General features: G+C 73.6%; 15 protein-coding genes. 5 read left to right on the plus strand and 10 right to left on the minus strand.

The window, feature by feature from the left end:
• Nucleotides 1-17: 17 nt before the first annotated feature.
• Nucleotides 18-3,626 carry a transcription-repair coupling factor gene (gene mfd / locus AMK19_RS13040; RefSeq protein WP_073811243.1) on the minus strand — a complete coding sequence of 1,203 codons (3,609 nt, stop codon included), beginning with the start codon at nt 3,624-3,626 and terminating at the stop codon, nt 18-20.
• Between the two features lie 520 nt (nt 3,627-4,146).
• On the opposite strand from mfd, the gene AMK19_RS13045 reads away from it, so the two are divergent.
• Nucleotides 4,147-5,427, plus strand: coding sequence for a nucleotide sugar dehydrogenase (locus AMK19_RS13045; protein WP_073811245.1), 1,281 nt, complete (start codon nt 4,147-4,149; stop codon nt 5,425-5,427).
• Between the two features lie 4 nt (nt 5,428-5,431).
• Here the strand turns inward: AMK19_RS13045 and AMK19_RS13050 are convergent, their stop codons facing one another.
• Entirely contained in the window at nt 5,432-5,992 is a 561-nt protein-coding gene (locus AMK19_RS13050) for a copper resistance CopC family protein (RefSeq protein WP_073811246.1), read from the minus strand.
• 128 nt (nt 5,993-6,120) lie between these two features.
• On the opposite strand from AMK19_RS13050, the gene AMK19_RS13055 reads away from it, so the two are divergent.
• Together AMK19_RS13055 and AMK19_RS13060 are read left to right on the plus strand one after the other, a co-directional pair.
• Nucleotides 6,121-6,690, plus strand: a complete 570-nt coding sequence (locus tag AMK19_RS13055) for a copper chaperone PCu(A)C (protein WP_073811699.1) — start codon at nt 6,121-6,123, stop codon at nt 6,688-6,690.
• 10 nt (nt 6,691-6,700) lie between these two features.
• Entirely contained in the window at nt 6,701-7,942 is a 1,242-nt protein-coding gene (locus tag AMK19_RS13060) for a Dyp-type peroxidase (protein WP_073811248.1), read from the plus strand.
• A gap of 61 nt (nt 7,943-8,003) precedes the next feature.
• On the opposite strand, the gene AMK19_RS36505 is transcribed toward AMK19_RS13060, so the two are convergent.
• From AMK19_RS36505 to AMK19_RS13095, 7 genes are all read right to left on the minus strand, one after another.
• Nucleotides 8,004-9,503 carry a hypothetical protein gene (locus AMK19_RS36505; RefSeq protein ID WP_073811249.1) on the minus strand — a complete coding sequence of 500 codons (1,500 nt, stop codon included), beginning with the start codon at nt 9,501-9,503 and terminating at the stop codon, nt 8,004-8,006.
• A 214-nt stretch (nt 9,504-9,717) separates the two neighbouring features.
• Nucleotides 9,718-11,961 (minus strand): SUKH-4 family immunity protein, encoded by a 2,244-nt coding sequence (locus tag AMK19_RS13070; RefSeq protein WP_338015783.1) that lies wholly within the window; start codon nt 11,959-11,961, stop codon nt 9,718-9,720.
• Between the two features lie 25 nt (nt 11,962-11,986).
• Nucleotides 11,987-12,988, minus strand: a complete 1,002-nt coding sequence (locus tag AMK19_RS13075) for an SMI1/KNR4 family protein (RefSeq protein WP_073811252.1) — start codon at nt 12,986-12,988, stop codon at nt 11,987-11,989.
• Between the two features lie 121 nt (nt 12,989-13,109).
• On the minus strand, nt 13,110-14,216 hold the full coding sequence (locus AMK19_RS13080; protein WP_073811254.1) for a DegT/DnrJ/EryC1/StrS family aminotransferase: 1,107 nt from the start codon (nt 14,214-14,216) through the stop codon (nt 13,110-13,112).
• 112 nt (nt 14,217-14,328) lie between these two features.
• Nucleotides 14,329-15,459 (minus strand): DegT/DnrJ/EryC1/StrS family aminotransferase, encoded by a 1,131-nt coding sequence (locus AMK19_RS13085; protein ID WP_073811256.1) that lies wholly within the window; start codon nt 15,457-15,459, stop codon nt 14,329-14,331.
• An 87-nt stretch (nt 15,460-15,546) separates the two neighbouring features.
• Entirely contained in the window at nt 15,547-16,566 is a 1,020-nt protein-coding gene (locus AMK19_RS13090; RefSeq protein ID WP_073811257.1) for an NAD-dependent epimerase/dehydratase family protein, read from the minus strand.
• Nucleotides 16,563-17,675, minus strand: coding sequence for a Gfo/Idh/MocA family protein (locus tag AMK19_RS13095; protein WP_073811259.1), 1,113 nt, complete (start codon nt 17,673-17,675; stop codon nt 16,563-16,565). Before AMK19_RS13095 ends, AMK19_RS13090 begins: the two co-directional genes overlap by 4 nt.
• A 318-nt stretch (nt 17,676-17,993) precedes the next feature.
• On the opposite strand from AMK19_RS13095, the gene AMK19_RS13100 reads away from it, so the two are divergent.
• Both AMK19_RS13100 and AMK19_RS13105 read left to right on the plus strand, forming a co-directional pair.
• On the plus strand, nt 17,994-18,482 hold the full coding sequence (locus AMK19_RS13100) for a YwqJ-related putative deaminase (protein WP_073811260.1): 489 nt from the start codon (nt 17,994-17,996) through the stop codon (nt 18,480-18,482).
• Nucleotides 18,483-18,523: 41 nt separating this feature from the next.
• Nucleotides 18,524-18,982 carry an SUKH-3 domain-containing protein gene (locus AMK19_RS13105; protein ID WP_083646734.1) on the plus strand — a complete coding sequence of 153 codons (459 nt, stop codon included), beginning with the start codon at nt 18,524-18,526 and terminating at the stop codon, nt 18,980-18,982.
• Between the two features lie 4 nt (nt 18,983-18,986).
• On the opposite strand, the gene AMK19_RS13110 is transcribed toward AMK19_RS13105, so the two are convergent.
• Complete coding sequence (locus tag AMK19_RS13110; RefSeq protein ID WP_073811262.1) at nt 18,987-20,258, minus strand: sensor histidine kinase; 1,272 nt, start codon at nt 20,256-20,258, stop codon at nt 18,987-18,989.
• Nucleotides 20,259-20,284: the final 26 nt, after the last annotated feature.

The following is a 20,284-nucleotide window of genomic DNA, read 5'->3' on the forward strand; positions in this document are numbered from 1 at the left end:
CTGGTTTCGTGCCCCTGCTACCTCTTCAGGTCGTCGAACATCGTGGTCAGGAACTCCGTGCACCACGACAGCAACTCCCGGCCCACCAACGGCTTTCCGCCGATGCGCCCGCCCGAGCCGGGCCGCGGGACGAGCAGTTGCCGGGCGGTGGACTTGATCTGGGTGCGCGGGTAGAGCCGGTTCAGTCGGAGCTGCTGCGACTCCCGCAGGTCGACGGGGCCGAAGCGGACGAAGGTGCCCTGCAGGGTGATGTCGCCGATGCCGCAGCGCCGCGCGAACAGTCGCAGGCCGGCCACCAGCAGCAGGTTCTCCACCGGCTCGGGGAGCTTGCCGTAGCGGTCGGTCAGCTCCTCGCGGACCTGCGTGATGTCGTCCTCCGAGTTGACGGCCGCGATCGACCGGTACGCCTGGAGGCGCAGCCGCTCGCCGGGCGCGTAGTCGTGCGGGACGTGCGCGTCCACCGGCAGTTCGATCTTCACCTCCAGCGGCTCTTCCTCGGGCTCCGCGCCGCCCGCCTCCAGCGACTGCCGGAAGTCGGCGACGGCCTCGCCGACCATCCGCATGTAGAGGTCGAAGCCGACGCCGGCGATGTGCCCGGACTGTTCGCCGCCGAGCAGGTTGCCCGCGCCGCGGATCTCCAGGTCCTTCATGGCGACGTACATGCCGGCGCCCATCTCGGTGTGCTGGGCGATGGTGGCGAGCCGTTCGTGCGCGGTCTCGGTGAGCGGCTTCTCCGGCGGGTACAGCATGTACGCGTATCCGCGTTCCCGCCCGCGGCCGACGCGTCCGCGGAGCTGGTGCAGCTGGGAGAGCCCGAAGGTGTCGCCGCGTTCGACGATCAGGGTGTTGGCGTTGGAGATGTCGATGCCGGACTCGACGATGGTCGTGGAGACCAGGACGTCGAACTCCTTCTCCCAGAAGTCGACGACGACCTTCTCCAGGTGCGTCTCCCCCATCTGCCCGTGCGCGGTGGCGACCCGCGCCTCGGGCACCAGGTCCTTGAGTCGTGCCGCGGCCTTGTCGATCGACTCGACCCGGTTGTGGATGTAGAAGACCTGTCCCTCGCGCAGCAGTTCGCGGCGGATCGCGGCGGAGATCTGCTTCTCGTCGTACGGGCCGACGAAGGTGAGGACGGGGTGGCGTTCCTCGGGCGGGGTGGTGATCGTGGACATCTCGCGGATGCCGGTGACCGCCATCTCCAGGGTGCGCGGGATCGGGGTGGCGGACATGGTGAGCACGTCCACGTTGGCCCGGAGCTTCTTCAGCTGCTCCTTGTGCTCGACGCCGAAGCGCTGTTCCTCGTCGACGATGACCAGGCCGAGGTCCTTGAACTTGGTCTCCGAGGAGAACAGCCGGTGCGTGCCGATGACCACGTCGACCGAGCCCTCGAACAGGCCCTCCAGGACGGCCTTCGCCTCGGTGTCGGTCTGGAAGCGGGACAGCGCCTTCACGTTGACGGGGAAGTTCGCGTACCGCTCGGCGAAGGTCGAGAAGTGCTGCTGCACCAGCAGCGTGGTCGGCACCAGCACGGCCACCTGCTTGCCGTCCTGCACGGCCTTGAACGCGGCGCGGACCGCGATCTCGGTCTTGCCGTAGCCGACGTCGCCGCAGATCAGGCGGTCCATCGGGACGGACTTCTCCATGTCCGCCTTGACCTCGCCGATGGTGGTCAGCTGGTCGGGGGTCTCGGCGTACGGGAAGGCGTCCTCCAACTCCCGCTGCCAGGGGGTGTCCTGGCCGAAGGCGTGGCCGGGGGCGGCCATCCGCGCCGAGTACAGCTTGATCAGGTCGGCGGCGATCTCCTTGACGGCCTTCTTGGCGCGCTGCTTGGTCTTGGCCCAGTCCGCGCCGCCGAGGCGGTGCAGGGTCGGGGCCTCGCCGCCCACGTACTTGGTGACCTGGTCGAGCTGGTCGGTGGGCACGAACAGCCGGTCGCCGGGGTGGCCGCGCTTCGCGGGGGCGTACTCCAGCACCAGGTACTCGCGGGTGGCGCCCTGCACGGTGCGCTGCACCATCTCGACGTACCGGCCGACGCCGTGCTGCTCGTGGACGACGTAGTCGCCGGCGGCCAGCGCCAGCGGGTCGATGGCGTTGCGGCGGCGGGACGGCATCCGGCGCATGTCCTTGGTGGAGGACTTCTGGCCGGACAGGTCGGTCTCGGTGATGACGGTGAGCCGGAGGGCCTCGTCGACGAAGCCGTGCTCGATCGAGCCGCAGGAGACATGGACGACGTCCCGGGTGGGGGCCTCGGCGAGGTCGGCGACCAGCCGGGCGGGGATGCCCTCGTTGCCGAGCACCTCGGCGAGCCGGTTGGCCGGGCCGTGGCCCTCCGTCACCAGCACGACGCGCCAGTCGGCGGCCAGCCGCTCCCGGGCGTCGGAGATCGCCCGCGCGGTGTCGCCCCGGTACGCCTCCACGGCATGCATGCCGAGCGTCAGCGTGTCGGCATCGAACTCCAAAATCTCGGAGACAGTCGAGTCACTGGTCGCGAACGGGCTGACCGACCACCACGGCAGCCCGATCTCGGCGGCGTGCTCGCGGACGTCGGCCAGCGGCCACAGCGACGCGGCGGAGACGTCGATCGCCTCCAGGTCGATCGGCCGGTCGGCGCCTGCGGCGGCGGCCACCCAGGACGCGGCCAGGAACTCCTGGCTGGTGGCGACCAGGTCGGCGGCCCGGGTGCGGACCCGCTCGGGGTCGCAGACCACGGCGATCGAGCCGGTGGGCAGCACGTCGAGCAGCAGTTCCATGTCGTCGACCAGCACGGGGGCCAACGACTCCATGCCCTCGACCGCGACGCCCTGCGCGATCTTGTCCAGGATCTCGCCCAACTCCGGGTGCTGCGCGGCCAGTTCGGCAGCACGGGCGCGCACCTCGTCGGTCAGCAGCAGCTCGCGGCAGGGCGGCGCCCACAGGCCGTGCTCGGCGATCTCCAGCGACCGCTGGTCGGCGATCTTGAAGTAGCGGATCTCCTCGACGTCGTCGCCCCAGAACTCCACCCGCAGCGGGTGCTCCTCGGTCGGCGGGAAGACGTCCAGGATGCCGCCGCGCACGGCGAACTCGCCGCGCTTCTCGACCAGTTCGACCCGCGCGTAGGCGGCCGCCGACAGCTTGCGGGCGATCTCGTCCAGGTCGTGCTGCTCACCGCGCTGAAGGGCCACCGGCTCCAGCTCGGCCAGGCCCTTCACCTGCGGCTGCAGGACGCTGCGCACCGGGGCGACCACCACCTGCACCGGGCCGGCGGCGGGGTCGTCGGCCCGCGGGTGGACGATCCGGCGCAGCACGGCGAGGCGGCGGCCGACGGTGTCCGAGCGCGGGGAGAGCCGCTCGTGCGGCAGCGTCTCCCAGGCCGGGAACTCGGCGACCGCGTCGAACGGCAGCAGCGAGCGCAGCGAGGCGGCGAGGTCCTCGGCCTCGCGGCCGGTGGCGGTCACCGCCAGGACCGGGCGGCCGTTCCCGTCGGCACGGGCGGCCAGCGAGCGGGCCAGCGCCGCGATCGCGAACGGCCGCGCGGCGGGCGGGCCGACCAGGTCGAGGTGCTGCCTGTGCCCCGTGGCGGCCGCCTCGATCGCCTCGGCGAGGGCGGCGTCCCGTACGACGACATCGAGCAGTCCGGACAGGCTCATACGTCAAGTTCTCCACGGCGGGGAGTGGCCCGGCAACAGACGGCCGCCGGGCAGCGCGACAGTCCCGGAACGCGGTGCGCCCGGGGGGTGTCCAGCCTACGCCGCGCGGGGGCCGGGCACGCTGCGCGCCGTCCCGACCGGCGACTCACCGGTATGCGTACGGGCTCGTCCAGAGATCATGCAGCCGACACACTCCTGTCACTGTCCGTCCATGGTGGCCGAGCAGGATGGAGAGCAGCGCAGGCCGCATCCAACCGTGGGGGATGGCTGCGGAACGCGCGATCGCACCTCGATGGGGGTCGGGAGTGCGAAGGCCGGGCGACCCTGGGTGGGGGCGCCCGTGCCACTCACGCCGGGACTCGCGGCGCCCGCCTGGGGCGGGTGCCGCGAGATCTCGGCGTCGGCGTGTTGTCCGCCGGACCACTTCCCGCGAAGCGCCGCGCGCAGCGGGCGGGGCTCCGTACTCTCTTGTGAAGAAGGTGTGGGGACACCGGGTCTTTTCCAGGGGGTTGGGTTCGTCATGCGTGTCGTCATCGCAGGTCAGGGCTATGTCGGTCTCCCGCTCGCGGTCCGGGCGGCGGAGGTGGGGCACCAGGTCGTCGGGTACGACGTGGACGAGCGGCGGATCAAACGGCTCGCGGTCGGCGAGTCGTACGTGGAGGACATCCCGGGCGAGCGGCTGCGGCCGCTGCTGGACGGCGGGCGGTACCTGCCGACGGCCGATCCGGGCGACGTGGCGGGCTTCGACGTCGCGGTGATCACGGTGCCGACGCCGCTGCGGGACGGGGCGCCGGACCTGTCGTTCATCGAGGCGTCCGCGAAGCTGCTGGCCCGGCACCTGAAGCGCGGGGCGACGGTCGTCCTGGAGTCCACCACCTACCCGGGGACCACGGAGGAGTTGCTCGCGCCGCTGCTGGAGGCCGGTTCGGGGCTGCGCGCGGGGGCGGACTTCCACCTCGGGTACAGCCCGGAGCGGATCGACCCGGGCAACCCGCAGTGGAAGCTGGAGAACACGCCCAAGGTGGTCTCCGGCACCACGCCCGAGGGCCTGGCCGCCGTGGACGGCTTCTACGGGCAGCTGGTGGAGCGGACGGTGCCGGTCTCCTCCTGCAAGGAGGCGGAGCTGACGAAGCTGCTGGAGAACACCTTCCGGCACGTCAACATCGCGCTGGTCAACGAGCTGGCGATGTTCGCCCACGACCTCGGCATCGACGTCTGGGAGGCCATCGACGCGGCCTCCACCAAGCCGTTCGGCTTCCTGCGGTTCACGCCCGGCCCGGGCGTCGGCGGCCACTGCCTGCCGATCGACCCGTCGTACCTGTCCTGGCGGGTGGAGCGCGCCCTCGGGCAGTCGTTCCGCTTCGTCGAGCTCGCCAACGACGTCAACAGCCACATGCCGGACTACGTGGTCCGCCGGCTCGCCGAGGCCCTCAACCAGCGCCGCCGCAGCGTGAACGGCTCCCGGGTGCTGCTGCTCGGCCTGGCGTACAAGAAGAACACCGGCGACGCCCGCGAGACCCCGGCGGCCCGGATCGTCGAACTCCTCACCCGCCAGGGCGCGGAGGTCCGCGCCGCCGACCCGCACGTCGTCGCGGGCGTCCACGTCGCCGAACCCCACGACGCCGGGCCCCTCGCCACCGTCCACCGCGTCGAGGCCACCCCCGAGGAACTCGCCGCCGCCGACGCGGTCGTCCTGCTCGCCGACCACGACGAGTTCGACTACGCCGCCGTCACCGCCCACGCCCGGTACGTCCTGGACTGCCGCCACCGCCTGACGGGAGCCGCGGTCGAGGTGCTGTGACGCCTCAGGGGCGGCGCGCGGCGTCCGAGCGGCGCACGAGCACGGTCACACCGGCCGCCGCCACGACCGACAGCCCGCCGGCCGCCGCCCACCACCGCCAGGCCCCCGGGTCGTCACTGGCCACCGGCGGGGCGGCGGCCGACGTCGTCGTCGGGGACGCCGTCGGGCGGGCCGGGGGCTGGGTGGGGGCGGCCGGGTCGGAGTTGGTGAAGGTGAAGCGGCCCTGGAGGGGAGCGCCGTCGGCGGCGACGGTGCGCCAGCTGACCTGGATCGGGCCGCGCGGCAGGCGGCCGACCTTCTGCTGGATGTCGTGGCCCGCCGCGGTCGGCGCGCCGTCGGCGTACGCCGTCCCGTCGGTGCCGACCACCGCGACCGTGGTGTAGCCCGGCTGCACCGCGCTGTCGAAGGTCAGCGTGACCACCGTCGGCGTCTCGGACACCACGGCGTCCGCGGCCGGGCCGGAGGAGAGCAGCTGCGCGTGCGCCGCCGCCGGGGGCGCGGACACCACGACGGACAGCGCGGCGGCCGACAGGGCCGTCAGGAACGAGAGGACTCGGGGCTTCACAGCAGAGTGGTCGGCCGCGACGAACGGGAAGTTCCCGACGAATCCCGGGAACTTCCTGCCCTCCCGGCCCGACCACTGCGGTATCTGCGGGACGCGACCCGCAACCGAGCCGAAAGCCGATGCACCCCATGTCGATCACCCCCGCCCCCGCCGCTCCGGGCCGCTCCCCCCGGCTCCGCCGCCTCGTCCTCGCCACGACGGCGGGGGCGATAGCCCTGTCCGGCCTGGTCGCCTGCGGCAGCGACTCGTCCCCGGCCAAGAGCTCCCCGAGCGCGCCGTCCGTCGCGGTCGAATCGGCGCCGGTGACGGTCAAGGACCCGTGGGTGAAGGCCTCCGACTCCGGCATGACCGGCCTGTTCGGCACCCTGGTCAACACCACCGGCGCCCAGCTCACCGTGGTCTCCGGCACCGCCACCGTCGCGGAGAAGACCGAGCTCCACGAGGTCGCGGACGTGGACGGCAAGCCGATGATGCGCCCGAAGGCGGGCGGCTTCGTCATCCCGGCCAACTCCGGCCACGAACTCAAGCCGGGCGCCGACCACATCATGCTGATGGGCCTGACCCAGCCCCTGAAGCCGGGCGACGAAGTCGCCGTCACGCTGACCCTCGACGACGGCCGGACGGTGAAGTTCACCGCCGTCGGCAAGGCGTTCGCGGGCGGCAAGGAGGACTACAACCCCGGCATGACGAAGGGCTGAGTTCCGCACCATGGACACCAGCCCCACCGCAGACACCAGCCCCACCGCCCCCGCTGCGGTCGGCCGCCGCCGGCTGCTGACCGGCGGCGCCCTCACCCTCGGCGGGGCGCTGGCCGGCGCCGGCCTCGGCACCGCCGTCCGCCGGCCCGCCCGGGCCGTCGACCGGCCGCCCGAGTACGGCCGGCACCAGGTCCCGTTCCACGGGCCGCACCAGGCCGGGATCGACACGCCCGCCCAGGCCCACGGCGTGTTCCTCGGCTTCGACCTGGCCGACGGCACCGACCGCGCGGCCCTCGGCCGGATGATGCGGGTCCTCACCGACGACGCCGTCCGGCTCACCCGGGGCGAACCGGCACTCGCCGACACCGAGCCCGAACTCGCCGCGCTACCGGCCCGGTTGACCGTCACCTTCGGGTTCGGCCCAGGCCTGTTCCGGGCCGCCGGACTCGACGACCGGCGGCCCGCCTCGCTCGAACCGCTGCCCCCGTTCGCCGTCGACCGGCTCCAGGACCGCTGGTGCGGCGGCGACCTGCTGATCCAGATCTGCGCCGACGACCCGCTCACCGTGGCCCACGCCCAACGGATGCTGATCAAGGACGCCCGCACCTTCGCCCGGCTGCGCTGGGCCCAGCGCGGCTTCCGCAACGGACGCGGCATGCAGGACGAGGCCACCACCCAGCGCAACCTGATGGGCCAGATCGACGGCACCGCCAACCCGGCGCCCGCCGGCGACATCTTCACCCGTGCGGTGTGGACCGACACCGGCCCCGACTGGCTGCACGGCGGCACCACCCTGGTCCTGCGGCGCATCCGCATGGAGCTGAAGACCTGGGACGTCGCCGACACCAGGGCCAAGGAGTTCTCCGTCGGCCGGACCCTCGGCACCGGCGCCCCGCTCACCGGCTCCGCCGAGCACGACGTGCCCGACTTCGACGCCAAGGACTCCCTCGGCTTCCCGGTCATCCCCGACTTCGCCCACATCCGGCGGGCCCATGTCGCCGACCCCCGGCTGCGCATCTTCCGCCGCCCGTACAACTACGACGACGCACCGGCCCCCGACGGAACCCCCGACACCGGCCTGCTCTTCGCCTCGTTCCAGCGGGACATCGCCGAACAGTTCCTGCCTGTCCAGCGCACCCTGGCCGCCTCCGACCAGCTCAACCAGTGGACCACCCCGATCGGCTCCGCCGTCTTCGCCGTCCCCCCGGGCTGCGAACCGGGCGGCTGGATCGGACAGACCCTGCTGGGCTGACCCGGAGACGGCGAACCGCCCCGCTCGGTCGAGCGGGGCGGTTCGCCGTGGTCCCCGAGGCTCAGCCCCGGCGCTGGATCCGGTCGCGGTTGGGGCGGGTGTCGTGGTTCAGACCGTCGTCCACGATGACGATCTTGGGCACGATGCGGGTCTCCGCCTCGGCCTTCGCGTCGGCCTCCGACGCGGCCTTGGCATCGACCTTGGCATCGACCTTGGCGTCGACCTTTACGTCGGCCTCGGCGTCGACCTTTACGTCGGCCTTGGCATCGGCCTTGGCGTCGACCTTTACGTCGGCCTTGGCGTCGGCCTTTGCATCTGCCCCGGAATCCGTCTTCGGCTCGGCCGCCGGCGGGTTGGCGGGCTTCGGCGGCAGCGGGTCCTTGGCGAAGCTCGCGGGCTTGGGCGGCGCGGCCGGGGGCTCCACCACGGTCGGGGTGTAGGGCTTGCGGGGGTCGCCGGCCTTGGGCGCGGCGTCGGCGGGCTCGTCCTTGACGCGGCTCAGCACGGCGGTCGGCTGGTCGGCGGCGGGCTTGGTGGCGGCCGTCGCGGTGGCGGGCTTGGCGGCGGCCGTCGCGGTGGCGGGCTTGGTGGCGGCCGTCGCGGTGCCGATGGGGGCCTTGCCGAGGTCGGCCTTCTCCGCGGGCGCGGGGGCGGCCGGCTTCTCGTCCTCCGGCTCCTCGATCGCGCCGACAGCGGCGCCGGTCAGCGAGGCCAGGGTGCCCTTGATGTGGTCGAGGTGGGTCTGCACCTTGTCGAGGCGCTTGCCGAAGTCGATCTGCTCGCGCTCGCTGGCGACCTTGATCCGGGCGGCCTTCTCCTTGGCGGCGGCAAGCTCGGCGTCGGCCTTGGCCTGCGCCTGGGTGTCGAGGCGGCGGGCCTCGGCGAGCATCGCCTCGCGGTGCTGCTCGGCCTCCTTGACCTTGGCCTCGGCGGCGGCGGTGATCTTGGCGACGGCCGCGTCGGCGTCGGCCTCGGCGGTGGAGAACTCCTCGTCGGCCTTGCGGCGGCGGTCGGCGAGGGTGACCTCGGACTGCTCGGAGGCGTCGGCGGCGGAGACCCGGATCCGGGCGGCGTGGCCGGTCGCGGCGTGGACGACGGCGCGGGCCTCGGCGTCGGCGTGGGCGCGGACCCGCTCGGCCTCGGAGCGGCTGCGCTCGTCGGTGCTGCGGGCGGAGCGGGCGGCGTCCTCGCGCAGCTTGGCGGAGTGGTCCTTGGCGGACTTGGCGGCGGCCTCGCCGGTCTCGTGGGCGGCGTCCCGGGCGTCCTCGCCGGAGCGCTTGGCCTTGGTGTGGATCGCCTCGGCCTCGTTCTGCGCGATCTTCAGCAGGATCGCGGCCTGCTCGCTGAGTTCGGCGTAGTCGGGGTCGGGCGCGTCCTCGGCGGCCTGCTGGATGTCGCCGAGGCGCTTCTCCATCTCACGCAGGCCGGAGCCGAGCACGCTGAGGCGTTCCCAGGCCTCGTCCCGTTCGCGGCTGAGCGCGGTGACGGCCGCCTCGACCTGGTCCGGCGCGTAACCGCGCCGGGAGACGGTGAAGCCGTACTGGGACACGGCGTCGCTCATTCGGCTGTTCTCCTCGTGCTCGCGGGCCGCGCAGCCCCGCCGGGTGCGTGGTTCGGTGGGACGGCGGCACCGTCCCATTGACCTATTTTGCGCAGATACGAACGCAAACCAAACAGGCCGCCGCCGCGCGGCCGGGCGAACCGGCCGTGCGGGAGGCGCCAAGGCCTGTCCGGTCGATCTTGTCGCGCGCCCGGCACGATCGACCGGACAGACCCTAGAGCAGGCCGTCCCACAGCTGTTCGACCAGGACGGCCCACCAGCTTTCGGGCGTGTGCACGGCGGCCGGGTCGGCCGCCAGCAGCTGGGCCTGGAAGTCCGTGGTCCAGCGGCCGGCCTGCTCGGGCGTGAGGCCGTGCCGAAGGTGCCACATCCGGGCCAGCACGGCCAGGCAGCGGACGAACTCGGGGACGCCGGTGTTGACGAACCGCGGCGGCTCGGCCGGGTTCTCGATGTCCACGGCGACGACCGCGGCGGTGCCGTACTGGACGCACAGCTGGCGGCCGTAGTCGTTGCCGAGCACCAGGTACCCGCCGAAGTCCGGGCCGGGCTGCAGACCGCGCTCGGCGGCCAGCTCGGCCAGCGTCGGGATCGGCCGGCCCTCCTGGGCCTGCGCCCAGAAGAACGGCGGGAACTCGCGCGGCAGGCCGACCCACATCAGGGTCTGGGCGACCGGGTCCGGCACGCCCTGCCGGGACACCGCGCGCTGCTCGAAGCGGAACATGCCGGGCCCGAAAAGCTGGCCCAGTTCGGCGGCCAGCTGCTGCGGCACCATCGGCGGCAGCGGCGGCAGCGAGCCGGGCGGCGGCAGCGGCACCCGCTGGGTGCGGGGGCGCGGCGGCGCGGACACCAGCTGGTGCAGCTGCTCGACGTGCTCGCTCAGCACCGCCATGCCGGACTGCCGGGCGGCGGTGTCCCGGCCGTACGGGGCGGTGTGGCTGATCCGGGCGTTCGGCCAGGACGCCTTCACCATCCGGGCGCAGTAGCCGCCGGGCAGGTCGCACAGCTCCAGGTCGGTGTGCACCTCCAGCACCTGGTCGGCGGGCACGCCGATCCGGCGCAGCTCCTGCAGCGCCTTCCACTCCGGGTGCGGGGTGCCGAGCTCGGACAACATCACCAGGCTCCGCTCGGAGCCGTCGGGCGCCCGGTAGTTGACCACGGCGGTGGTGCCGGGACCGGTGGTGGGCACGCCGGACGGCGGCACCGGGGCGACGGGGGCCGGGCCGGGGCCGGGCGGCGGCGGGAACGCCGGGCCGGGCGGCGGCACCGGCCCACCCGGGAACGGCTGCGGCGGCATGCCCTGCGGCGGTCCGGGGAACGGCGGCGGGGCCTGGAACGGCGCACCCTGCTGCGGGCCGGGCGCGGGCGGGAACGGCGGCGTCGCCGGGCCGCCCGTCGGCGGCAGCTCGATCGCCGGGGCCAGCTGGGTCGCCTGGTAGGCGACCGCGGCGGCCTCGGGCGCCGGAGTGGCAGGCGGCGCGGCAGCCGCGTCGGCGCGCAGCCCGTCGGGTGCGGGCGGCGGCGGGACGCCGGGGCCGCCACGGCCGCCGGGGCCCTGCACCGGGCCGCCGGTGTTCGGCAGCAGGTCGGCGGGCGGGGGCGGCGGCGGGGCGGTCGGACCGGACCGGCCGAGCCCGACGTGCGCGGGCCCGCCGGTGTTCGGCAGCAGGTCGGCCGGCGGAGGCGGCGGCGGAGCGGTCGGACCGGACCGGCCCAGCTGCACCCCGTGCGCGGGCGTGCCGGGCGCACCGGGCGTGCCGGGCGCACCGGGCAGCCCCATCAGCCCGGGCGGGCCGTCGCCGGCCAGCATGGTCGGCGCGTAGTCGATCGACGGCCCGCCCGCGTCGGGAACGGGCGTGCCGGGAACGGGCGTGCCGGGCACGGGAGTTGCCGGACTGCCGAGCGGGAACGGCGGCGTCGCCCCGATCGGCGGCACGGGCGTGCCGGGCACGGGCGTGCCGGTCGGCGTGTAGGAGCCGGGCCCCGCATCCCCCTCCGCGGGCGGCGCGGGCGGCACCGGCACCGGCACCGGCGCGGGAGGCACCGGCGCGGGAGCCGCCCCGGACAGCTGCGCGTTCTCGGCGGCCACCGCGGCAGCGCCGGCGTCCTGCAGCCACTGCGGCGGGCTGAGCAGGAACGACGTCGCCTCGACCGCCCCGCGCACCGGCTTGGCCGCGCCGGCCGGGTTCGGCTCCGACGCGGTGCCGTAGAGCTCCTCGAACTCCCGCACCACGTCGTTGATCGGCAGCGGCGGCCAGAGCATGCCGGCGCCGCTGTCCCGGGCGATCACCAGCCGCGGCGAGGTTCCGGGCCCGCCGTCGTGCTCGCTGCCGTCCACCGCCCAGCAGACGTAGCCGAGGTCGAACTCCCGGACCCGCACCTCGCGTTGGAGCGAGCGCGGTACACCGGCGTTGATCCAGTCCTCGGCGGTCTCCTGCGCCTGCGCGTACGTGGTCACCACGTCTCGTCCCACCCCTGTCGTTCGGTCAGTTCACCGGGACGGCGCGCGCGAAGCCGCCGTCCACCATGAGTTCGGCGACGGTCTCCAGCTCCGGGGGGCTGCCCGCGAGCCGCAGCAGGAAGGCGGCGAAGCTGTCGCCGCAGGGCAGCAGCAGCCGGGCCACCCGTGCCTCCGGGGACTCGTCCGCGCCCTCGTCCCGGGCGTCGTCGTAGGGCAGGAACCAGACCGAACCGGTCTGCTCGCCGCGGACCTTGAGGGCGAGCAGACCGCCCTGCTGGTAGGCGATCGCCAGGTAGTCCTTGGTCAGGTGGTCGCGCAGGCACTTGTTGGCGTACACCAGGTCCTGAGTGCCGTACTCCTCGGAGAGGGTCAGGAACGGCTGGTCGACCAGCAGGCCGAGGTCGACGTCCAGCGCCGCGGAGGCGGGGACGCGGCCGCCGGCCAGCTTCAGGAAGTCGCGGTAGACGGGCGGCAGCGGGTGGCCCAGGCGCTGTTCGGCGCGCTGCACCAGGTCCTCGGTGACGGCCAGCGGGTCGCCGCCGTCCTTCGCCAGCGGGAAGTGCACGGGGCGGCGCTCCTGGAGCGGGCGGGTGCCGCGCCGAAAGTGGTCGGCGGTGGAGATCGCCAGACCGCCGTGGTGCCGCAGCAGGGCCTTCACCTCGACCGGGACCAGCTCCATCCGCCGCCAGCCCTGCGGGGCGCGGCCGACCACGTGGTGCCACGTCCAGCCGGGCGGGGTGGCGACGGCGGTCTCCAGGTCGGCCCACAGCTCGTGGCCCCGGGTGTACAGCGCGGCGTTCGCCGACACGTAGTCGGTGAGCCGCAGCTCGTCCACGCCGAAGCCCTGCGGCGGGTCGGCGACCTCGGCGGCGGCGACCGCGTACGGCGAGAAGTCCGGGTACCCGTGCTCGTCGACGCGAACGCCCCCGGGGTGGCGCTCCGCCCGGACCGGGTCCGGGAATTGCACCACCTGGCCCGCGTACGCCGCGTTGGGCACGGCGGCAGTGCCGGGCCGACCTGTCGTCATCTGGGGTCCCCCACAGCAGAAGCCGAAATCCTCGGAGACCAAGCCTAGGGCAACGACCGACGGCGCTCGGGGTCACGGGGGTACCCGACCGACCCCTGCCCGGCCGGGTACCGACACCGCGTCAGCGTCGGCGCACCGCGGCGGACAATGTCTCCGCCACCCGCACCTGCTGTCCCTCGGTCAACTGCGGGAACAGCGGCAGTGTGAGCAGCTCCCCCGCCGCCCGCTCGGTGACCGGGAACGCGCCTTCCCCGTGCCCCAACTGCCGGAACGCCGGCTGCAGGTGCACCGGCACCGGGTAGTGCACACCGGCCCCGATCCCCGCCTGCTGCAACTCCGCGAGCACCCCGTCCCGGTCCCGTTCCACCCGCACCGCGTACAGGTGCCACACGTGCTCGTTGCCGGGCAGCGTCCGCGGCAGCGTGACGCCCTCCAACCCGCCCAACAGCTTGTCGTACCGCTCCGCCGCCGCCCGCCGGGCCTCGTTCCACGCCGGCAGCCGCCGCAACTTGCTGCGCAGCACCACCGCCTGCAAGGTGTCCATCCGCGAGTTGAACCCGAACCGCTCATGCACGTACTTCCGGGCCGACCCGTGGTCCCCGATCAGCCGCACCGCCTCGGCCAGCCCGGCGTCGTCCGTCACCACCGCGCCCGCGTCCCCGTACGCGCCCAGGTTCTTCCCCGGGTAGAAGCTCGTCGCCGAGATCCGCCCCCAACTCCCCGACGCCCGCCCGTGCCGCGTCGCCCCCTGCGACTGCGCCCCGTCCTCCACCACGGGCACGCCGCCGGCAACCTCCACCACCTGCTCCATCGGCGCGAGTTGACCATTCAGGTGCACCGGCATCACCGCGACGGCGTCCCCGATCTTCTCGGCCACCTGCTCGACGTCGATCAGCAGATGCTCCTCGTCCACATCCACCAGCACCGGCGTCAGCCCGGCCCGCACCACCGCCTCCGCCGTCGCCACGAACGTGTTCGCCGGCAGCACCACCCCACCACCGGGTGCCAAGTCCAGTGCCCGCAAAGCAAGTTCGAGCGCATCCGTGCCATTGGCCGTCCCAACGGCATGCCCCACCCCGCAGAACGCCGCGAACTCCCGCTCGAACGCGACGACATCGGGACCCTTGATATAGGCCCCACTCGCCAACACAGCCTCGAACCCCGCCCGAACCTCCTCGGCGATCTCGGCATGGGCGGCGTGCAGATCGACCAAGGGAACGTCATTCATTGTTGATCAGACCCTCCAGAGCAGGGGCGCGAGGAACTGCGCGAAGCGGAAGAAACCCGTCGGAAAGATCGCGTCGGAGAGAACAGGTTGCACGTGCGGGCGCCCCGACCGATCAGAGCGCTCCCTTCAACGCACCCACCACCCGCCCCTGCTGCTCCCCCGTCAACGAGTGATACAGCGGCAGAATCAAAGTCCGCGAAGTCAGCAACTCCGTTACAGGCAACGGCACCCGCGCCGCTCCCTTGTACGGCGCCTCCAGATGCGCAGCCATGATCCCCCGCCGCGCCGAGACCCCCTCCGCCGCCAGCCGGCCGAGCACCTCACCCCGGTCCGGCGCGTCCTCCGGCAGCAGCAGCCACAGCGACTGGAAGTTGGACGTCCCGTACGCCGGTTCGGCGACCAGCCGCCCCGCGAGCTCCGCCCCCAGCAACTCCCGGTACCGTGCGGCAAGTTCACGTCGCCGCGCGACCATCGCCGGAAGCTTCCCGAGCTGCACCAGCCCGATCGCCGCCTGGACGTCCGTCATCCGGTGGTTGAACCCGATCTCGTCGTACGTCTCCAGCATGCCCGCCCCGCCCGCCCCGGCGTGCCTGTCGGCGGCCGAGACACTCATGCCGTGCTCCCGCAACCGCCGCAACCTGGCCGCGAGTTCACCGTCCTGGCAGGTGACCATCCCGCCCTCGCCGGTGGTGAGCAGCTTGCGCGGGTGGAAGGAGAACGCGGCGATGTCCGCGCCCGCGCCGACCGGGCGGCCCCGGTAGACGGACCCGGCGGCGCACGCGGCGTCCTCGACCACGGCGATGCCGCGCGGTTCGGCCAACGCCTTGATGGCGTCGAGGTCGACGGGGACGCCGCCCTGGTCGACGGCGATCACCGCGCGGGTGCGTTCGGTGAGCAGCGGCGCGACGGTCTCGGGGGTGAGGTTGCCGGTGGCCGGTTCGACGTCCGCGAAGACGGGGGTCGCGCCGACGTAGGTGACGGCGTTGGCGGTGGCGATGAAGGACAGCGACGGGACGACGACCTCGTCGCCGGGGCCGACGCCCGCACCCACCAGCGCCAGGTGCAGCGCGGTGGTGCAGGACGAGACCGCGATGGCATGCGGCACTCCCACGGCCTCGGCGAACGCCCGCTCGAACGCGGCCACCCGCGGGCCCTGGGCGACCCACCCGGAACGGACGGCTTCCGCTGCCGCCTCGGCCTCTTCCTCGCCGAGCCACGGGATCATGACGGGGATGGTGGACATCGGGTTGCTCCTCTGCTGGGTCGCGCCCACGTGCAAGTCACTCGTCCTGCCGCGATCTCTCCGGCGAGATCGCCGCGGTCTCTCCGGCTAGCTCTGTCCGTCCCGCGCGGTTCCGTCCGCCCCGGTCGTCGTGTCCTTCCACCAGTCGACGAGCTTCCGCAGCCCGTCCGTCAGCCCCAGTTCCGGCTTCCACCCCAGGTCGCGTTCGGCCGCCGAGATGTCCGCGAGCCGCCGCACCACACCGCCCGCGGTGTCCCGCGCGGGCCCGTGCTCGACGTGGAGGTCGGAGTCCATCGCCTCCAGCAGCGCGTCCGCGAGCCCGCGCAGCGAGACCTCGCTGCCGGACGCGATGTTGTAGACCCGGTCGGTGACGGGCGCGGTGGCGGCGAGCAGGTTCGCCCGCGCGATGTCCTCGGTGTAGACGAAGTCCATGGTCTGCGCGCCGTCGCCGAAGATCAGCGGCGGCTGCCCGCCCGCGATGCGCTCCATCCATCGGATGAAGACCTCGGTGTAGCGGCCGTGCACGTCCATCCGGGGCCCGTACACGTTGAAGTACCGCAGCGCGACGTAGTCCAGCCCGTACATGGTGTGGAAGCTCCGCAGCAGGCCCTCGTTGAAGACCTTCGCGGCCCCGTACAGCGTGTCGTTGTTGTAGGGGTGCTGGCTCTCCGGCGTCGGGAACGCGTCCGCCAGCCCGTACACGGACGCCGTCGACGAGGCGACGACCTTCCGCACGCCGGTCTCGGCGGCGGCCTCCACCACGTCGAAGGTCCCGTCCACCATGACCTCCAGCGCCAGCCGGGGTTCGGCCGCGCACTGGGTGATCCTGATCGCGGCGAGGTGGAACAGCACGTCCGCGCCGGGGGCCAGGAGTTCACGCAGCAGGGCCCGGTCCCGGATGTCCCCGTCCACCACCCTCAGCTGCCCGGGCGCGGCCAGTTCGCGGGCGCGCGCCAGGTTCTCGGCCCGGCCGCGGACGAAGTTGTCGAGCACGACCACCTCACGGGCGCCGGCCTCGATCAGCTGGTCGACGACGGTGGAGCCGATGGTGCCGGCGCCGCCGGTGACCAGACAGCGGGAGCCTTCGAGCGGTACGGCGGCGTTCATCGGACGGTGGCCCTCTCCTGCACGGGACGCTGACGGGCGGTCGGCTCGACGGGGACGGTCACGCCGCCGAGTTCGAGGCTGAGGGACGCGGCGTGCAGCAGGCGCAGCACGCGCAGGCCGGCCCGGCCGTCGGTGAGCGGGGCGCGGCCCTCGGCGATCGCGGCGGCGAATTCGGCCATCACGTTGCGCAGGGCTTCCTGTTCGACCAGGGCGGGGGCGATCATGTCGCCGACCCGGTAGGAGATCAGGGCGCGGTGCCGGATGGCGTCGGTCAGCTCGTCGGGCGGGGTGAGGTCGACGCCGCGGTCGTGGATGGCGAGGCGGGCCTGCGGGTTGAGGTCGTCCCAGACCAGGGTGCGGCGGGAGCCGCCGATCAGGGTGGTGCGGACCTTGGTCGGGGAGAGCCAGTTGACGTGGCAGTGGGCGAGCGCGCCGTTGGACAGGCGGACCGTCAGGTAGGCGACGCAGGCCCGGCCGGCCCCGATCGGGTCGGCGGCCTGGGCGCTGACGCCGACGGGTTCGACGCCGGGCGGCAGCACGAAGTCGAGGATGGACAGGTCGTGCGGGGCGAGGTCCCACAGCACGTCGACGTCGGGTTGGACGAGTCCGAGGTTGATCCGGACGGAGTCGAAGAACTGGATGTCGCCGATCTCGCCGCCGTGCACCAGTTCGCGGATGCGGCGCACCACGGGGGTGTAGCAGAAGGTGTGGTCGCACATCAGGACGAGGCCGCGTTCCTCGGCGAGGGCGACCAGGTCGGCGGCCTCCTCGACGGTGGTGGTGATGGGCTTCTCGACCAGGACGTGCTTGCCGGCCTCCAGGGCGGCCCGGGCGAGGCGGTGGTGGGCGGCGGCGGGGGTGGCGATCGCGACGGCCTGCACCCGCTCGTCGGCGAGCACCTGTTCGTAGGAGGTGGTGGAGGCGACGGTGGAGTACTCGCCGAGGACCTTTCGGGAGCGCTGTTCGTCCAGGTCGCACAGCCAGTGCAGTTGCAGGGCCGCAGTCTGTTGGGCGTTGCGGACCAGGTTCGGACCCCAGTAGCCGGCTCCGACGACGGCGAGTCCGATCCGCCGGTCGGGCTCTCGATCGGTGCTGCCCGGTGTGGGCACGTGTTCCCCTGGCGCCTCGTGCGCCACGACGTTCGACCCCATTGCAAGACCCCCCTTGCCGCCGCGTCGCTCGAACGGTACCGGCCCGGCCGGGCCCGTCGAGGCACAATCGGAAAAACCGGTGAACGCCACCAGGGGCGTGCGAGGCGGAAGTTGGGCCCTCCGTATGCCTCCGTGCGCCCCCGTGTCGCACCCCGGCGCGGCGCATGTCGGATCGGTTTGGCAGGCTGGACGCTTCCGGGCGAGGATTCACCGTCCGTCAGCAGACCCCCGGCAGCGGAGAACTGCCGGTGCGCCGCACAACGTCGAGGAGCAGTCATGGACCAGTCGGGCCCGCCGCCCGTGTTGCGCCACCAGCGCGACAGCCTGCTGCCCGCGGTGGCTGCGGCGCTGATGCTGCGCGGCGGCGAGGTGCACACGCTGGCCGGGGAGAAGTCCGAGCTGGCGCCGATGCTGCACCCGCTGGTCGGCGAGTTCCTGACGGCGCTGCCGGTCGACAAGCGCGAGCGTTTCCTCGGCCGCTGCCCGGAGCCGGCGCTGCTGTCGCAGTTCCTGGGGCAGGTCGACTCGTCCCGCTCGAAGCGGGCCTCGCGCAAGCCGATGACGGTTCAGGAGGCCCGCAAGGCGCTCAAGGGGGCCCGGATGACCACGGTGCGGATCCGCGAGGAGGGCGATCCGGCGCACGGCACGCACGCGCCGCAGTGCCGTTCCTGCGCTCCGCTGCTGGATCATCTGAACGTGACTGTCGTCGCGGTCGGGCCGCCCGGCCGCCGGTCCCCGTCCCCCAGCCCCCGGAGCACGTCCTGAACGCCAGCACCGTCCGCACCCAGCCCCGCTTCCCGGCCGACGTGGCCGCCGCCCTCAAGCAGGCCGGCTGGCACCCGGGCCGGTGGGAGATCCGCCAGGCCGAGCAGTGGGCCGATGCGATGGTCGCGTACGGCGGTCCGCTGGACCCGCAGCACTCCGTGTTCCCCGCCGCGATCGAGGCCTGGGCCGAGTTCGGCGGTCTGGCCTTCGACGTGCCGGGTCCCGGGCGCACCCAGGCCCGCACCCCGTTCCTGCTCGACCCGCGCTGCGGCCTGCACGCCCCGCGCACCCTCGCCGACCTCGGCCGCGCCCTGGACACCCGGCTCGCCCCGCTCGGCGAGGAGCTGTACGGGCAGGCGCTGCTGGCCATCGACGAACAGGGCCGGGTCTACGGCCTCGACCACGCCGGCGAGTGGTTCCTCGGCCACAGCGTCGACCAGGCGCTGGCCACCCTGGTGCTCGGCCTGGCCCCGCACCGGCTGCGCACCGCCGAGAGCTGAGCGGTCAGTTCAACGGTTCGACGGCCAACCGCAGCCGGGACGGCAGCACCGCCTCGACCCGGAACCCGCCGTCGCCCTCCGGCCCGGCGTGGAACATCCCGCCCAGCGCCATCACCCGCTCGCGCATCCCGACCAGGCCGTTGCCGCCGCTCGGCAGCGCCACCGGCAGCGCCGCGCCGCCCGGGCAGTCGTTCACCACCGACACCCGCACCCCGTTCGGCACGTACGCCAGCAGCACCACCACGCGCGCCCCGCCGGCGTGCTTGTGGGCGTTGGTCAGGCCCTCCTGCACCACCCGGAACGCGGTCTGCTCGGCCTCCGCGACGTACGCCAGGTGCTCGCCGCTGACGGTCAACGAGACCGCCATGCCGGCCACCCGGGACTGCTCCACCAGCTCCGGCAGCTCCCCCAGACCGCCGACCGGCGCCTCCACCTGGTCCTGCGGCTCCGTCATCCGCAGCACGCCGAGGATCTCCCGCAGCTCGTCCAGCGCCTGCCGGCCGACCTCGCCGATCAGCTTCGCCGACTGCTGCGCCTTCGCCGGGTCCTTCGGGACGATCCGCTCCACCGCCGCCGCGTGCACCACCATCAGGCTCACCCGGTGCGCGACCACGTCGTGCATCTCCCGCGCGATCCTGGTCCGCTCCTCGGCCCTGGCCCGCCACGCCCGCTCCCGGGCCTGCTCGGCGAGCATCGTCAACTCGGCCTCCAGGCCCTCCGCCCGGTCCGTGAGCGACTCCACCAGCCGCCGCCGCGCCCCCACGTACAGGCCGGTCACCACCGGGGCGACCGCCATGCCGACCGCGACGAACGCGGACACGATCACCAGCACCCAGCCCGGCGGCAGCGGTTCCGGAGACGGCGTCGGGGGCGGCGCGAACATCGCGAACAGCACCATGCCGAACGTCTCCGCCGTGGCGACCGCCGACAACCCGACCACCCGGGCCCGCCGGGACGGCCACTCCCAGGTCGCCGCCAGCGTGTACAGCGACACCACCAGCAGGATCACGCCGAAGAACCCCGGCACGAACACCAGCGCCACCACCACCGGAAACGCGGGCCATCTGCGCCGCACCACCAGCGAGACACCCGCCAGCGCCCCCAGCACCACCGCGACCACGGCTGCCGCGAGGCCCAGCTCCAGCCGGACCTTGACCAGCGCGTACGCCCCGGCCGCACACTCCGCCGCCGCCGCCAGCGCCAACGCCACGTCGAGCGCCGCGCCACGCCTCCGCGCCCACCACCACAGGCCGTCCCCCGCCGGCTTCTTACTCATGGGGACACCATACGCAGTGCGAGATG

The sequence above is a fragment of the Kitasatospora sp. CB01950 genome, assembly GCF_001905465.1.
Taxonomy (GTDB): Bacteria; Actinomycetota; Actinomycetes; order Streptomycetales; family Streptomycetaceae; genus Kitasatospora.